We start from the raw sequence: 16328 nt of genomic DNA on the forward strand, positions 1-16328 counted from the left end.
AATAGTAACCATGGTAGCCTTTTCGGGCTGCCATCTCCGCTCGTTTTCCCTAGCAAATTGCTCTCCATGCCCGCTGCCGCCCCAGCCCCCGCCAAAGCCCCTGCACGCACCGCCGCCCCGGCAGCGCGGGGCCAGGGCGCGGCCTCGGTCGCGCAGAAGGCGTTGCAAAAGCTGGGCCTGCGCCGCGACATTGACCTGGCCCTGCACCTGCCCCTGCGCTACGAGGACGAAACCCGCATCACCCCGTTGGCCAACGCGCGGGACGGGCAGACGGTGCAGATCGAGGCCACGGTCACGGCCTGCGAGGTGCAACTGCGCCCCCGCCGCCAGCTGCTGGTGCAGGTGGAGGACGACACCGGCAGCTGCGAGCTGCGCTTCTTCAGCTTTTACCCGTCACACCAGAAGACCCTGGCCGTGGGAAACCGGCTGCGCATCCGGGGCGAGGTCAAGGGCGGCTTCTGGGGGCGGCAGATGCTGCACCCGGCGTTTCGCCTGGCCGGGGGGGAGTTGCCCGCCGCGCTCACGCCTGTGTACCCCACCACCGCCGGGCTGCCCCAGCCGTACCTGCGCCGCGCCGTGGTCAGTGCCCTGACCCGGGTGGACTTGTCAGACACGCTGCCGCCGGGTGCCGAGCCGCCCTGGGCGCGCTTTTATGGTCCAAATGGCCTGCACCGCGCATTCAGCTTGCGCGAGGCGCTCACTTTTTTACACCACCCCGCACCCGATGTGGCGCTGTCCACGCTGGAGGACCACAGCCACCCCGCCTGGCAGCGCCTGAAGGCCGAAGAACTACTGGCCCAGCAGCTGTCCCAACAGCAGTCGCGGCGCGAACGCGACATGCTGCGAGCCCCCGTGCTGCGGCCCCGGCCCAGCGCCCAGGGCGCCTTGCCCTTGCACGAACAGCTGATGGCCGTGCTGCCGTTCGACCTGACGGCCGCCCAGCGCCGGGTGGGGGAAGAGATTGCGGCCGACCTGGCCCGCAAGATCCCCATGCACCGTCTGCTGCAGGGCGATGTGGGATCGGGCAAGACGGTGGTGTCGGCCCTGGCCGCCTGCCTGGCCATGGATGCGGGATGGCAATGTGCGCTGATGGCACCCACCGAAATCCTGGCCGAGCAGCACTTCGCCAAGATGATCGGCTGGCTGGAGCCGCTGCTGGCGCAGCACGGCCGCAAGGTGGCCTGGCTGGTGGGCGGGCAGAAAAAGAAGGACCGCACCGCCATGCTGGCCCTGGTGGCCAGCGGTGAGGCCGCGCTGGTGGTGGGCACGCACGCCGTCATCCAGGAGCAGGTGCAGTTCAAGAACCTGGCACTGGCCATCATTGACGAGCAGCACCGCTTTGGCGTGGCGCAGCGGCTGGCCTTGCGCCAGAAGCTCGCAGCGCACGGTATGGAGCCGCACATGCTGATGATGAGCGCCACGCCCATCCCGCGCACCCTGGCGATGAGCTACTACGCCGACCTCGATGTGTCCGTCATCGACGAGCTGCCCCCCGGCCGCACCCCCATCGTCACCAAGCTGATCGCCGACAGCCGCAAGGACGAGGTGATCGAGCGCATCGGCGCGCAGGTGGAGGCCGGGCGGCAGGTGTACTGGGTCTGCCCGCTGATCGAAGAGAGCGAGGCGCTGGACCTCTCCAACGCCACCGCCACGCACGCCGACCTGAGCGAGGCGCTGCCCGGCGTGATGGTCGGCCTGCTGCACTCGCGCATGCCCACGGCCGAGAAGAAGGCCGTGATGGCGCTGTTCACCAGCGGCCAGATGGGCGTGCTGGTCAGCACCACCGTGATCGAAGTGGGGGTGGATGTGCCCAACGCATCGCTCATGGTCATCGAGCATGCCGAGCGTTTTGGCCTCTCCCAGCTGCACCAGCTGCGCGGCCGGGTGGGGCGCGGCGCGGCGGCATCGGCCTGTGTGCTGCTGTACGCCACCAACGACAGCGGCCGCGTGGGCGAAACGGCTAAAGAGCGCCTGCGCGCCATGGCCGAGACCAACGACGGCTTCGAGATCGCCCGGCGCGACCTGGAAATCCGCGGCCCCGGCGAGTTTCTGGGCGCGCGCCAGTCGGGCGATGCGCTGCTGCGTTTTGCCGACCTGGCCACCGACACCCATCTGCTGGAATGGGCGCGCGAACTGGCGCCGCAGATGCTGGACCGGTATCCTGACCTGGCCGCCAAACACGTGGCGCGCTGGTTGGGTGGAAAATCGGACTATCTCAAGGCATGACACCATGACCCTCACCGAACTCAAGTACATCGTTGCGGTGGCCCGCGAGAAGCACTTCGGCCATGCGGCCGATGCCTGCTATGTGTCGCAACCCACGCTCTCGGTGGCCATCAAGAAGCTGGAAGAAGAGCTGGACGTGAAGCTGTTCGAGCGCAGCGCGGGCGAGGTGACGGTGACGCCGCTGGGCGAAGACATCGTGCGCCAGGCGCAAAGCGTGCTGGAGCAGGCAGCGGCCATCAAGGAAATCGCCAAGCGCGGCAAAGACCCGCTGGCCGGGCCGCTCACACTGGGCGTGATCTACACCATCGGCCCCTATCTGCTGCCTGAGCTGGTGCGCCAGTCCATCACGCGCACGCCGCAAATGCCGCTGATGCTGCAGGAGAACTTCACCGTGAAGCTGCTGGAGATGCTGCGCACGGGCGAGATCGACTGCGCCATCCTGGCCGAGCCCTTCCCCGACACTGGCCTGGCCATGGCGTCGCTGTATGACGAGCCTTTCATGGCGGCTGTGCCCAGCACGCACCCGCTGGCATCCAAGAAGTCCGTCACGGCGGCCGAGTTGAAGAACGAAACCATGCTGCTGCTGGGCGCAGGCCACTGCTTTCGCGACCATGTGCTGGAGGTGTGCCCCGAGTTCGCGCGTTTTGCGAGCAACGCCGAGGGCATCCGCAAGTCGTTCGAGGGCTCGTCACTGGAGACCATCAAACACATGGTGGCCGCAGGCATGGGCGTGACGCTGGTGCCCCGCCTGTCGGTGCCACGCGATGCGCTGCTCACCGTGTCGCGCCGCCGCAAGAGCGACGAGACCTATATCCGCTACCTGCCCATCCGCGAGGAAGACGGCGGCCCGCCGCCCATGCGCCGCGTGGTGCTGGCCTGGCGTCGCAGCTTTACGCGCTATGAGGCCATTGCGGCCCTGCGCAATGCCATCTATGCGTGTGAACTTCCGGGCGTGACCCGACTGTCCTGACCGCGTCAGGACTCCAATTCGCGGCGGGGGATCGGCGCTACACTCGCGCCGCCCCTGCGCAGGTCCACCCGGCCTGGGCAGGCGATGCTCCCTCCACGGCACCCTCCGCCCATCGGCGGTCGGTGCCTTTGCCCCCACAAGAGGTTCCCATGAAGACGCTTTGGCTCACCGCCACGCTGGCCGCTGCCCTGACGGCATGCTCCACCCCCGCCACTCCGCCTGCCACTCAGACGCTGAAGAAACCCGCACTCGACCGCATTGCGGCGGCGCCTGCGGCAGCAACTGCGGCGGACTTCCGCCAGTTCCTGGCGCGGGCCGCGCAGATGCAGCCGCAGTTGCAAACTGGCGTGTCGGCGTATCTGGCCCACAAGCCCCTGGCGGGCGATGACCTGGTCAACATCAGCCGCCTGCTGGGCCTGCACAACCGGCTGCGCAACCAGGCGGCGGTGATCGACGCCACGGCGAAGATGGTGGCCATTCCCACCGTGCGCGCCGACAAGGTGCCGCCGCACGAAGACAAACACATCATTGCGTTTGGTGCCCTGGTAGAGGGCATGGCCAAGGACTTTGGCCTGCAGTACCGCAACGTGGACAACCGCATCTTTGAAGTGAAGCTGCCCGGAAGCGGCCCTGAGGAGTTCGGCATCCTCACGCACGCCGACGTGGTGCCCGTGGCGGCCGACGAATGGGTGCTGGACGACGGCACCCGGCTCGACCCCTTCAAGCTGACCCGCGTGGGCGGTAACTTGTATGGCCGGGGCTCCATCGACGACAAAGGCTCCATCGCCACCGTGCTGTTTGCGATGAAGGCCGTGAAGGACAGTGGCCTGCCGCTGGCGCGCACCATCCGCCTGATGATCGAGACCACCGAGGAAACCGGCGGCGACGCGATGAAGTACTACCGCGCCAAGACCGCGCTGCCCGAGTACAACATCGTGCTCGACAGCAAGTACCCTGCCGTCGTGGCCGAAAAGGGATCGGGCGCACTGCGCGCCTCCTTCCCGCTGCCACCGACTGCCAACCCGGGCGCTACGGCCATCACCGCCATGGCGGGTGCTGCATCGGCCAACGCTGTGCCCCAGACGGCCACCGCCCGCCTGCAGGGCGGCAACCTGGCCGACGTGGCTGCGCGGCTGAACGCGGCGAAGGGCGCCTTTGTCGCCAAGTACCAGCCGCAAGGCGGCGCATTCAGCATCGACGTGGCGCAGGACGGCGGCGCGGTGGTGGTGAAGGTCACGGGCGCTTCGGCCCACGGATCGCGCCCCGAAGAAGGCGTGAACCCCCTGCCGCGCCTGGCGCTGTTCCTGAAGGAGTCGGGCCTTGCGCTGGCACCCAACGGCTACGCGCAGGCCGTGCGTTACCTCACCGACCTGTACGGCGTGGACTACCTGGGCCGCACGCTGGGCCTGGCCTACAGCGATGACTTCATGGGCCCGCTCACGATGTCGCCCAACCTCATCCGTGAAAAGGACGGCAAGGTCGATGTGCTGGTGAACGTGCGCATGCCCCGTGGCAGCACGCCCGAGGCGCTCACGCAGGCCACGTCGGCCAAGATCAAGGCCTGGGGCGCCCAGGCCGGTGTGGCGGTGGAAGTGGACCACCAGCAGGGCAACTGGATGGCGCGCGACCCCAAGGGCGCCTGGCTGGCCACGCTGCTCAACACCTTTGGCGACACCACCGGGCTCGAAGCCAAGCCCGTGCCCACGGCCGGCAGCACCACCGCCAAGCTGATGCCTAACGCCATCAACTTCGGCCCTGCCATGCCTGGCAAGAAGTACACGGCCCACAACGCCAAGGAGTTCAAGGAAGTGGTGGACCTGGATGCCGACATACAGATGTTCACCGAGATGCTGGTGCGCATCGGCAACTTGCCGAAGATGCAATAAACCAGCCGACCGGGGGGGGGCGCCCGCGCTGGTTTCTTGACCCTGGTCCAAGGCATCGGCCTTGGCTGACACAGGGGCGCTGCGGCTTGCGCTACAGTGTTTGAGGACCCCGCACGGCGCGGGGTGTTTCATGTTTTCCGCACGGAAGGAACCTCCCCCATGGCCAAAGCTCCTGGCAAAGCCGCATCCGGCAAAACCTCTGCCCCCAGCATCAACATCGGCATCAGCGACAAAGACCGCGCTGCCATCGCCCAAGGCCTGTCGCGCCTGCTGGCCGACACCTACACGCTGTACTTGACGACCCACAACTTCCACTGGAACGTGACGGGTCCGATGTTCAACACCCTGCACACCATGTTCATGGCGCAGTACACCGAACTGTGGAACGCGGTGGACCCGATTGCCGAGCGCATCCGCTCGCTGGGCCATGTGGCCCCGGGCTCTTATGCCGAGTTTGGCAAGCTGACCACCGTGCCTGACGCCCCCGCCAAGCCGCCCAAGGCGATGGACATGGTGCGCGTGCTGGTCGAGGGCCATGAGGCCGTGGCCCGCACGGCGCGCAGCCTGTTTCCCCTGGCCGACAAGGCCAGCGACGAGCCCACGGCCGACCTGCTGACGCAGCGCCTCACGGTGCACGAGCAGACGGCATGGATGCTGCGTTCGCTGCTGGAAGAATAAAAAGAAAAGGCCAGTTGCACCCGCCTGCGTCGCCCGAAGTCTGGCGTGGCCAGCGCGGGCGCAAGGGGCTCAAGCGTGAAAAAAGGCGCCTTGTCCTACACGGCGCGGCACGGCCGCCTGCGCATGATGCGGGTTTGGGCCATGTCCTCTCTTCGCTGGGTGGCATGGCGGCTCAACCCCCCTCTGATGTATGCGAATCCTGTACGTTGAAGACCATCCGGAGCTGCGCGAGACCATTGGCATGCTCATGGAAGGTGAAGGCCGGACGGTCACGCCCTGCGCCTCTGCCGAGGAGGCGCTGGCCCTGGATGCCGGCGACCCCTTTGACGTGCTGGTGACCGATGTCAGCCTGCCCGGCCTCTCGGGCACGGACTTGGCCCGCCAGCTGCTGGCAGACGACCCGCAGCGCTGGGTAGTGCTGTGCTCCGGCTACGAACTTGGCAGTCATCCAACCCAATGGGGGCCGAATGTGCGCGTCTTGCTCAAGCCTTTTGAGCTCGAAGAGCTGGAGCAACTCCTGAACGCCATTCATACCGCGCTGGCTGCAGCCGCCGGCTAAGAGCGGCTCACAAAACTCTTCTGGCGTCGTTGCTGTGTCTTGCCGTACTGCTCGTACTGCCTGCGACACAGCGCCTGGCCAGAACCGCTTCGCTGCGTTTTGTTGGCCGCTCTAAGTCTGGCGGGCGGCCCCCGCTCGCGTTTCCTGCCTCCCTCTTTCCTTTTTTCCCCATCGCGCCTCCCTAGACCCTGAGGGTCTGGGGCGTGTGATGGGGCTGCGCTGCGTCAACTGCGGGGGCTGCGTGCGGGCGCGTGGCGTGGCAACGTCACCCGAAAGCTCGTCACATCGTTGTGTGACCGGGCCTCGATGGTTCCATGGTGGGCCCGCACGATCTGGTGCGCAATGAACAATCCCAGCCCCAGCCCCTGGTGGCGGCCCGGCTCGCGCTCTCCGCCCCGGAACGGATCAAACAGATGTGGCAGCAGCCCGGCGGGAATGGTGCCGCCGTTGGACACCGTGATGCTCACCTCCTCGGGGCGGGTGCCGTCCACCGCAATGCGCACCGGGTGGTCGACGCTGCCGTGGTGCAGGGCGTTGCCCACCAGGTTGGTGACCACCTGGCACAGGCGCTCGGCGTCCCAGGTGCCGGCCAGGTCCCCCGCGAGCGTGGAGTCGATGGGGCGCTCCGGGTGGCTGGTCGCCACCTCGTCCAGCGTGCGCTGCACCAGCGTTTGCATGTGGGCAGGGCCCAGTTGCAGGGCCAGCCCGCCCGCCTGGCGGATGCGGGTCACGTCCAGCAGGTCTTCGATCATGTGGCCCATGCGCTGGCTCGCGCCCAGCACCCGGTCGGCCATCAGTGCGGCCTTGTCGGGCGGCGGCTGGCGCTTGAGCACGGTGGCTGCTGCGACGATGGACTGCAGGGGGGTGCGCAGGTCATGGCTCAGCACGGCCATGAACATCTCGTTGATGCGCAACGCTTCGGTGCGCGCGCGCAGCTCGTGCGCCAGCGCCTGCTTACGCCGGTGCAGTTCAAAGAACACGCTCGCCTTGTTGGTGAGCATGTGCGGGTCGATGGGTTTGTACAGAAAGTCCACCGCACCGCTCTCGTACCCCCGGAATTGCCAGTTCTGCTCGCGCGATCCCGCCGTCATGAAGATGAGCGGAATGTGCCGGGTGCGTTCGCTGCCCCGGATCAGCTCCGCCAGTTCAAAGCCGTTCATCTCGGGCATCTGCACGTCCAGCAAGGCCAGGGCCACATCGTCGTGGGCCAGCAGCAGTTCCAGGGCCTCGGGGCCCGACTGGGCCTTGAGGATGTCCACCCCGTCACGCTGCAGCAGCGCCTCCAGGGCGATGAGGTTTTCCTCGACATCGTCAACGAGCAGGCATTTGGTGCGGTCGGTCTGGGGCATGGGCGGTGGGGAGGGTGGGTGGGGTTCTCAAAAAGGGACGCATGCGCCCGGATCAAAGCTGCTGGCGCCGGTGCAGGTCCGCCAGCAGCCTTGCAATGCCTTCAGGGGGCAAGATGTGGTCCACCGCCACGGCCGCGAGGGCCGCCTGCGGCATGGTGGGCATGCTGGCGCTGGCAGGGTCTTGCACGATGGTGAGGCCGCCCGCCGCCTGAATGGCTTGCAGTCCGTGCACGCCGTCTTCGTTGGCGCCCGACAGCAGAATGCCCACCAGCCGCGGGCCATAGTGGTCCGCCGCCGACTCGAACAGCACGTCGATGGCGGGGCGCGAAAAATGCAGGGGAGGGTCCACCGATAGCCCCACATGCGGGCCCTGGGGCCCCGCATCAACCAGCAGGTGGTAGTCCGGTGGCGCAAAGCTTGCCGATCCAGGCGTGATGGCATCCTTGTCCTGCGCCTCGCGCAGCGGCAGGGCGCAGCGGGGCTGAAAAATCTCCACCAGCAGGCTGCGCCGGTCCCGGGGCAGGTGCAGCACCACCAGCACCGCCGCCTGCAGCGTGGCGGGCAGCGCGGGCAGCAGTTCCATTAGGGCGTCAATACCGCCCGAAGACCCGCCCACCACGATGGCGGCGTAGCCCCCGGGGGGCACTGGCCTGGGTGCGCGGTCGGCGCTGCTCACAGCCCGGCCTTCTTGCGGTAGATGCGGTCCTGCAGCACGAAGTCGTCGAACGCGTCGGTGTGCGCCGAAAACCGCAGCGACTCCTTGGAGCCCAGGCCCAGAAACCCCCGGTGGCACAGCGACTCGCGGAACAGCCCCAGGGCGCGGTCCTGCAGGTCGCGCTCGAAGTAGATGAGCACATTGCGGCACGACACCAGATGGACTTCGGCAAACACGCTGTCGGTGGCCAGGCTGTGGTCGGAGAACACCATGTGCTCACGCAGACCCTTGTCGAACACCACGCGGCCATAGGCAGCGGCGTAGTAGTCCGACAACGAGCTGCGGGCGCCGGAGCGCGCATGGTTCTCGGTGAACGCCGCCACCCGCGACACGTCGAACACGCCCGACTCGGCGGCGCGCAGCGCGTGCGGGTTGATGTCGGTAGCGTAGATCAGGGTGCGGTCCAGCAGGCCTTCTTCCTGCAGCAGGATGGCCAGCGAATACACCTCCTCCCCCGCGCTGCATCCGGCCACCCAGACCTTGAGCGATGGGTAGGTGCGCAGCAGCGGCACCACCTCCTGGCGCAGCGCCTGGAAGTAACTCGGGTCGCGGAACATGTCGCTCACCTGCACGGTGAGGTATTCGAGCAGCGCAGGGAACACGGCGGGCTCGTGCAGCACGCGGTCCTGCAGCTGCGACAGCGTCTTGCAGTCAAACTGCACCAGCGCCGACGCCAACCGCCGCTTGAGCGACGCCTGCGCGTAGCCCCGGAAGTCGTAGTGGTAGCGGTGGTAGATCGCATCGATCAGCAGGCGCTGCTCGATGTCGGCGGTGCGGGCCTTGCGGTGCGGCATGGCGGGGCCTACTTGGGCATCCACACCCGCACCAGGGACAGCAGCTTTTCCACGTCCAGCGGCTTGGCGATGTAGTCATTGGCCCCGGCGGCCAGGCATTTTTCCTGGTCGTCCTTCATGGCCTTGGCGGTTAGCGCAATGATGGGCAGGCGGCGCCACTCGGGGCGGCTGCGGATCTCGCGCATGGCGGTGTAGCCATCCATCTCCGGCATCATGATGTCCATCAGCACCAGGTCGATGGCGGGCTGGCCGCCGCTGCCTGCGCGCTCCAGCGCCTGCAGTGCCTCCAGGCCGTTGCGCGCAATCTCCACGCGGATGCCGGTGGGCTCCAGGATGCTGGAGAGCGCGAACACGTTGCGCACATCGTCCTCCACCACCAGCACGTTGCGGCCTTCCAGGGCGGTCTCGCGGTTGCGGGCCACCTGCAGCATCTGGCGGTGCTCGGCCGACAGCTCCGACTCCACCTGGTGCAGGAACAGTGTGACTTCGTCGAGCAGCCGCTCGGGGGAGCGCGCGTCCTTGATGATGATGGACTTGGAGAACCGGCGCAGTTGCTGCTCCTCGTCGCGCGACAGGGCACGGCCCGTGTACACAATGACGGGCGGGAAGGAGACGCCGTCCTGCTCCGTCATCTGCTGCAGCAGCTCGTAGCCGCTCAGGTCGGGCAGGTTCAGGTCCATCACCATGCAGTCGAAGGTGGAGCCGCGCAGGTGCGCCAGCGCCTCAGCCGCCGTGCCGGCGCCCACGATCTCCACGTCGTCGTTGGTGAGCAGGTGGCGCACGCTCTCGCGCTGGCGCTCGTCGTCTTCCACCACCAGCACGCGCCGCAGGTTCTGGGTGAACTTGGCTTCGAGCCGCTGCAGGGCATGCACCAGTTCGTCGCGCTTGACGGGCTTGAGGGCGTAGCCCACGGCGCCCCGGCCCAGGGCCTCTTGGGAGTAGTCGGCCACCGAGACCACGTGCACCGGGATGTGGCGCGTGGCCGGGTTGCGCTTGAGCTGGTCGAGCACGCCCAGGCCCGAGAAGTCGGGCAGGTTCACGTCTAGCACGATGGCGCTGGGCAGGCTGTGTATCGCATAGGCCAGGCCGTCGGCTGCGTTGTGGGCCAGGTGGCAGTCAAAGTCCATCTCCCGCGCCAGGTCGCTCAGGATCTGCGCAAAGCGCACGTCGTCTTCGATCACCAGAATGCTGCGCGCGCCCGCACGGCGGGGGGCTGCGGGTGCGACTGGAGCCGCCACGAGTGGCAACGCGGGGGCTGTAGGAATCGGTGCGACGACCGGTGCCGCCGCGTGGGCTGGAGCAGGTGCCGCCAGCGGCGCTGCGGGCGCCGCTTCCGGCGACGGTGGCACCAGCTTCTGGGGCAGCACCAGGGTGAAGACGCTGCCTTCACCCGGCGTGCTGTGCACGTGGATCGATCCGCCCAGCAGCTGCGCCAGGTCGCGCGAGATCGACAGGCCCAGGCCTGTGCCGCCGTATTTGCGGTGCGTGCTGCCATCGGCCTGGCGGAAGGCTTCGAAGATCAGTTCCTGCTGGTGCGCCGGGATGCCGATGCCCGTGTCCTTCACGGCAAACGACAGGGTGTCGTCCGGGTTGCGCGAGACATGCAGCGCCACCGAGCCCTTCTCGGTGAACTTGAGCGCATTGGACAGCAGGTTCTTCAGCACTTGGCCCAGGCGCTGCGGGTCGGTGTCCAGCGTGGCGGGGGCGTCGGGCGCAACGGTGGCCGTGAGCGTCAGGCCCTTCTCCTGGGCCAGCGGGCGCAGCGGGTCGATGAGGGTTTGCAGGGCCTTGGACAGCGTCACCGTTTCCACCGACACGGTGGCCTGGCCGGCCTCGATCTTGGACAGGTCGAGGATGTCGTTGATGAGGGCCAGCAGGTCGTTGCCTGCCGCGTAGATGGTCTGCGCGTACTTCACCTGCTCGGCGCTCAGGTTGCCCGGCTTGTTGTCAGACAGCAGCTTGGCCAGGATCAGGGTGGAGTTGAGCGGCGTGCGCAGCTCGTGGCTCATATTGGCCAGGAACTCGCTCTTGTACTGGCTGGCTAGCTCCAGCTCGCGGGCCTTGTCCGTCATGGCACTTTGGGCGCGAAGCAGTTGTTCGCGCTGGTATTCCAGTTGCTGTGTCTGCGCCTCCAGGTGGGCGTTGGTCTGCTCCAGCTCGGTCTGCTGCACCTCCATCTGGGCCTGCGACTCTTGCAGGATGCGGCTTTGCTGCTCTAGCTCCTCGTTGCTCACGCGCAGTTCTTCTTGCTGGGTCTGCAGCTCTTCGGACTGGCGCTGGGTTTCTTCGAGCAAGGCCTCCAGACGGTTGCGGTCAATGCCCGCGCGAATCGCCACCGCCAGGATGCCCGAGGCGCGTTCCATCAGGGTGCGCTCGGGCTCCGTCAGCGGGCGATGAAAGCCCAGCTCGATCACGGCAAAGACTTCGCCGTTTTCGATGGCGGGCGCCAGCAGCAGTTCGGTCGGTGCGGACTGGCCGGTGCTGGACGACACCATCAGGTGCCCTGCGGGCACATCGCGCACATGCAGTATCTGGCGCGAGCGCGCGACCTGTCCCACCAGGCCCTCGCCCGGCAGCAGGCGCTGCTCCAGCCGCTCGCGGGGCAGGGCGTAGCCCCCAAACAGGGTGAGTGCGCCATTGCAGTCGGCCACGTAGCCCGCCCCCACGGCGGCGCGCAGGTACTGCGCCAGGTATTCGAGTGTGAGCTGGCCCAGGTCTTCCAGCCGGTGGTCGCCCTGGATGCGCTGGCTCAGCCCGTTGAGGCCGGCCGCCACCCAGGACTGCTGCGCCTTGAGGCGGTATTCCCGCGTATTGGCGGCGGCCGACAGGCAGATGAGCACCAGCAGCACGAACGAGCCGCCCCAGGAGTAGTAGGTGGACATGGCCGCAGCCTCCACCCATTGCTTGCGGTCGCTCTCCAGCTGCTGGTTCAGCAGCGTGGACAGGTCCGACGCCAGGTCGCGGATGCGGTCCATCAGCACGCGGCCGGCATCATTGCGGGTCACGGCCACGGCGGCTTCCTGGCCCTTGGAGCGGCGCAGTTCAATGGTCTCGCCCAGCTCGCGCAGCTTTTCGTGGCGCAGGTCGTCGATCTGCAGCACCAGGCGCCGCTGCACGGCGCTGTCGTCCGTCAGTTCCTTCAGGCGCGTCATGTTGCGCTCCATGGCGCTCAGCGACAGGTTGTAGGGCTGCAGGTAGGTGTCGTCCCCCGTCAGCAGGTAGCCGCGCTGCCCGGTCTCGGCATCCTTCAGTGAGGACACGAAAAGGTTGAGGTGGCGCATGGTCACCGTGGTCTCGTCCATGGCTTCCACCGCTTGCGCGCGCACCTGGGCGGTGCGGAAGTTCACCAGCGCGATGAGCACGGTGGCGAGGGCGGCAATCACAAATCCCACCAGCATTCCGCGGGGGACAGCAAAACGCGTGGCGGCCTGGGAGGTCGATGTATGGGGCATGCGTTGGTGCCCCAAAGGGCGGGTGCGTTGGGGGAGGACCGGAGACTGTAACGGGTTTTACGCGCCAGTAGGGCGCTGTTACGCGGCTTGCGCGCGCTGCGCCAGCGGGCTGCGGCGCAGCTGCTACATTCGGTGCGCCCGTGGTTTGCCACCCGCCGCAGCGCCTTGCTGCCGGGCCTGCTTTTTTCGCATTTGATCGTCCCGCCATGTCGCCGCAATCTGTCCCTGCCCGCAGCCGTTTTTCGCTTTACCTCGACCTGATCCGCTGGGACCGCCCTGCGGGCTGGCTGGTGTGCCTGTGGCCCACGCTGAGCGCGTTGTGGATTGCGGCCGACGGGTTTCCGGGCTGGCACCTGCTGGCAGTGTTTGTTCTTGGAACCTTTCTTATGCGCAGCGCAGGCTGCTGCGTGAACGACGTGGCCGACCGCGACTTTGACAAGCACGTCAAGCGCACGGCGCAACGCCCGGTGACCACCGGTGCGGTGTCGGTGAAGGAGGCGCTGGGCCTGGGCGCGGTGCTGGCGCTGGTGTCTTTTGGCCTGGTGCTCACTACCAACGCTGCCGCCATCGCGTGGTCGGTACCCGCCGTGCTGGTGGCCATTGCCTACCCGTTCACCAAGCGCATCATCTCCATGCCGCAAGCAGTGCTGGGCATTGCGTTCAACTTTGGCATCGTCATCGCGTTTGCCGCTGTGCAGGGCAGCGTGCCCGCAGTCGCGTGGTGGATGTGGCTGGGCAACATGTTCTGGGTGCTGGCCTACGACACCGAATACGCGATGGTGGACCGCGACGACGACCTCAAGATCGGCATCAAGACCTCGGCCATCACCCTGGGGCGGCTGGATGTGGCCGCCATCGTGGTGTTCTATCTGCTTTTTTTGGGAATTTGGGCGGTAGCGCTACAACCATATGCCCTGGGTGCTATTTTTTATGTAGCGCTTGCGGTGGCGTTAGCCCAGGCCGTGTGGCACTTCACGCTCATCCGCACCCGCACCCGCGAGGGCTGCTTCAAGGCGTTCCGCATCAACCACTGGCTGGGCGCCACGGTGTTTGCGGGCATTGCGGGCAGTTACCTCGTGCGCGCAATGCTCACCAATTGATAGCGGTCAGCGCTTGATCGACTAGCGCTACCGCCCCAAAACATCAAGATCCGAACTCGTTGCCCAATTCGTTGGCACGTTTTTCGGCCGCGCGCATGGCGGCCTCGAACGCCTGCGATACGCCGCTGGCTTCCATCGACTGCAGGGCAGCATAGGTCGTGCCGCCCTTGGAGGTGACGCGTTCGCGCAGCACGGCGGGGGATTCGTCGGAACGGCGGGCCAGCTCGGACGCGCCCACAAACGTGCCCACGGCCAGCTGGTGCGCCTGCGCTTCGGTCAGGCCCATGCCCACGCCCGCGCGTGTCATGGCTTCAAGGAAGTAGAAAACATAGGCCGGGCCCGAGCCCGACAGGGCGGTGACCGCGTCGAGCTGGGTCTCGTTCTCCACCCACAGGAATTCGCCGGTGGACGCCATGATGGCCTCCACGCTCTGGCGCTCGGCCGCGGTCACGGCGGGGCGCGCGTAGATCGCGCTCATGCCCTTGCCCACCAGCGCAGGCGTGTTGGGCATGGTGCGCACGATGCGCTCGGTGGAGAGCCACTGGGCGATGCTGTCAGAGCGAATGCCCGCCGCCACGCTCAGGTGCAGGGCCTGCTGCGTGTGGGCCTTGGCCTGTGCCGCAGCGTCCTTGAAGGTCTGGGGCTTGACCGCCCAGACCACGATGCTGGCGCGCTGCAGTGCGGGGCCAGCCTCGGGTTGCGCGATGAGGCCGAAGTTCTTGAGCAGCGCCTCGCGCGTGGGGGCGTAGGGCTCGACCACCTCGATCTGGCTGGCCGGGTGGCCCTGGCGGATCAGCCCGCCAATGATGGCGCTGGCCATGTTGCCGCCGCCGATGAAGGCGATGGTGGGGAGTTGGGAATTTGCTGCGGCGGAAGCGGAGGAGGTCATGCTACGGTCAGGCGAGAAAGGGAGGCGCCATGGTAGCGCCGGAGACCTGTGATTGTCCGAATGGCCTGCGCAACTGGCGCGGCCCATGCCAGTGCTCCCGCGCAAGGGCCGCCCCGCCGCGCTGGGAGCGTCCCCCCGCCCGCAACGCGCAGCGATGCGAGAGCGGGGGGAAGGCGCCGAAGGCGACTCAGGGGGGCTACTCTGCAATAGTTTGGCGAACAGCGTGTTCCCAGTTCGCCATCAGCTCCTGTGCACGCGCGCTGCTGAGCGTGGGCACAAAGCGGCGGTCGGCGCGCCACAGCCGCGAGAGTTCATCCGTGCTGCGGTACACGCCGCTCGACAGCCCTGCCAGGTAGGCCGCGCCCAAAGCGGTGGTCTCGATGACCGCGGGCCGGACCACTGGGATGCCCAGCAGGTCGGCTTGGAACTGCATCAGCAAGTCGTTGATGCACGCGCCGCCGTCCACGCGCAGCTCGCTCACCGGGGCGCCGCCGGCGGCCACGGCGTCGCGGCTCATGGCCAGCAGCAGGGCGGCGCTCTGGTAGGCGATGCTTTCGAGCGCCGCGCGCGCAATGTGGCCCAGTGTGGTGCCGCGCGTCAGGCCGGTGATGGTGCCGCGTGCGTCGGGCTTCCAATACGGGGCGCCCAGACCGGTGAAGGCGGGCACCATCATCACGCCGCCCGAATCGGGCACGCTTTGGGCCAGCGACTCGACCTCGCCGCTGGTGGAGATGGCGCGCAGGCCGTCGCGCAGCCACTGCACCACGGCGCCGCCCACAAAGACCGAGCCTTCCATGGCGAATTCAGGCTGGGTCGATGCCTGTGCCGCACTGGTAGTGAGCAGCCCGTTCTGCGAGGTCTGGAACGTGCCGCCCGTGTGCATGAGCATGAAGCAGCCGGTGCCATAGGTGTTCTTGGCCATACCGGCCGTGAAGCAGGCCTGGCCGAACAGCGCGCTTTGCTGGTCGCCCGCCACGCCGCCGATGCGGATGGCGTGGCCCAGCAGGTCGGCCGCCGTGTCGCCAAAGTGGGCGCTGGACGGCAACACCTCGGGCATCAGTGCCTTGGGGATGCGCAGCAGTGCCAGCAGCTCGTCGTCCCACTGGTTAGTGTGCACATTGAACAGCATGGTGCGCGAGGCGTTGCTCACGTCCGTCACATGCACTTTGCCATGGGTGAGCTTCCACATCAGCCAGCTGTCCACCGTGCCAAAGGCCAGCTCACCGCGCTCGGCCGCATCGCGCGCGCCGGGCACGTGGTCCAGCATCCATTGCAGCTTGGTGCCCGAGAAATACGCATCCACCAGCAGCCCCGTCTTGGCCTGGATGGTGGCGGCGTGGCCTTGGCTTCGCAGCTGGGCGCAGGCGGGCTCGGCGCGCCGGTCTTGCCACACGATGGCGTGGTGCACGGGCTGGCCGGTTTTGCGGTTCCACAGCACCGTGGTTTCGCGCTGGTTGGTGATGCCGACGGCACGGATGTCGCGGGCCGCAATGCCCGCTTTGGCCAGCGCATCGCGCGCGGTGGCGAGCTGGGTGCGCCAGATCTCCAGCGGGTCGTGCTCCACCCAGCCGGGCTGGGGGTAGATCTGCGGCAGCTCCAGCTGCGCCTGCGCCACGATGTGGCCGCCTTCGTCAAAAACGATGCTGCGGGAGCTGGAGGTGCCTTGGTCGAGGGCGAGCAAGTAGGTCATGGTGAGGAAGATTCAGGAAT

At 67.3% G+C, this 16328-nt stretch carries 12 protein-coding genes; 6 read left to right on the plus strand and 6 right to left on the minus strand.

Annotation, left to right across the window (positions count from 1 at the left end; all coding sequences use genetic code 11):
• The first annotated feature begins 66 nt into the window (after window positions 1–66).
• The 5 genes from recG to ACODSM_RS06215 all read left to right on the plus strand — a co-directional run bounded on the left by recG (window position 67) and on the right by ACODSM_RS06215 (window position 6319).
• Window positions 67–2226, plus strand: coding sequence for an ATP-dependent DNA helicase RecG (gene recG / locus ACODSM_RS06195; protein WP_488804690.1), 2160 nt, complete (start codon window positions 67–69; stop codon window positions 2224–2226).
• A 4-nt stretch (window positions 2227–2230) separates the two neighbouring features.
• Window positions 2231–3196 carry a LysR substrate-binding domain-containing protein gene (locus ACODSM_RS06200; protein WP_488804691.1) on the plus strand — a complete coding sequence of 322 codons (966 nt, stop codon included), beginning with the start codon at window positions 2231–2233 and terminating at the stop codon, window positions 3194–3196.
• A 149-nt stretch (window positions 3197–3345) separates the two neighbouring features.
• Entirely contained in the window at window positions 3346–5082 is a 1737-nt protein-coding gene (locus tag ACODSM_RS06205; protein ID WP_488804692.1) for a dipeptidase, read from the plus strand.
• Window positions 5083–5241: 159 nt separating this feature from the next.
• Window positions 5242–5760: a Dps family protein gene (locus ACODSM_RS06210; protein WP_488804693.1), complete on the plus strand. Its 519-nt coding sequence runs from the start codon at window positions 5242–5244 to the stop codon at window positions 5758–5760.
• Window positions 5761–5950: 190 nt separating this feature from the next.
• Window positions 5951–6319 (plus strand): response regulator, encoded by a 369-nt coding sequence (locus ACODSM_RS06215; RefSeq protein ID WP_343735679.1) that lies wholly within the window; start codon window positions 5951–5953, stop codon window positions 6317–6319.
• 224 nt (window positions 6320–6543) lie between these two features.
• Here ACODSM_RS06215 and ACODSM_RS06220 read toward each other — a convergent pair whose 3' ends face one another.
• From ACODSM_RS06220 to ACODSM_RS06235, 4 genes are read right to left on the minus strand one after another with little or no spacing between them, the layout of a single operon-like run.
• Entirely contained in the window at window positions 6544–7668 is a 1125-nt protein-coding gene (locus ACODSM_RS06220; protein ID WP_343735678.1) for a hybrid sensor histidine kinase/response regulator, read from the minus strand.
• A 52-nt stretch (window positions 7669–7720) separates the two neighbouring features.
• A complete protein-coding gene (locus tag ACODSM_RS06225; RefSeq protein ID WP_343735677.1) occupies window positions 7721–8344 on the minus strand; it encodes a chemotaxis protein CheB in 624 nt (207 codons plus the stop codon).
• Window positions 8341–9177, minus strand: coding sequence for a CheR family methyltransferase (locus ACODSM_RS06230; protein ID WP_116750181.1), 837 nt, complete (start codon window positions 9175–9177; stop codon window positions 8341–8343). The genes ACODSM_RS06225 and ACODSM_RS06230 overlap by 4 nt, the downstream gene beginning before the upstream one ends.
• 8 nt (window positions 9178–9185) lie before the next feature.
• Window positions 9186–12629, minus strand: coding sequence for a response regulator (locus ACODSM_RS06235; RefSeq protein WP_488804694.1), 3444 nt, complete (start codon window positions 12627–12629; stop codon window positions 9186–9188).
• A 206-nt stretch (window positions 12630–12835) separates the two neighbouring features.
• Between ACODSM_RS06235 and ubiA the strand changes: the two genes are divergently transcribed.
• The gene (ubiA, locus tag ACODSM_RS06240) at window positions 12836–13729 is read left to right on the plus strand and encodes a 4-hydroxybenzoate octaprenyltransferase (RefSeq protein ID WP_488804695.1); all 894 of its coding nucleotides are present in this window, start codon (window positions 12836–12838) and stop codon (window positions 13727–13729) included.
• A gap of 43 nt (window positions 13730–13772) precedes the next feature.
• On the opposite strand, the gene proC is transcribed toward ubiA, so the two are convergent.
• On the minus strand, window positions 13773–14618 hold the full coding sequence (proC, locus tag ACODSM_RS06245) for a pyrroline-5-carboxylate reductase (RefSeq protein ID WP_488804696.1): 846 nt from the start codon (window positions 14616–14618) through the stop codon (window positions 13773–13775).
• Window positions 14619–14814: 196 nt separating this feature from the next.
• Complete coding sequence (gene glpK, locus ACODSM_RS06250) at window positions 14815–16308, minus strand: glycerol kinase GlpK (RefSeq protein ID WP_488804697.1); 1494 nt, start codon at window positions 16306–16308, stop codon at window positions 14815–14817.
• Between the last annotated feature and the right edge of the window lie 20 nt (window positions 16309–16328).

This window comes from Acidovorax sp. FG42 (genome assembly GCF_057809195.1).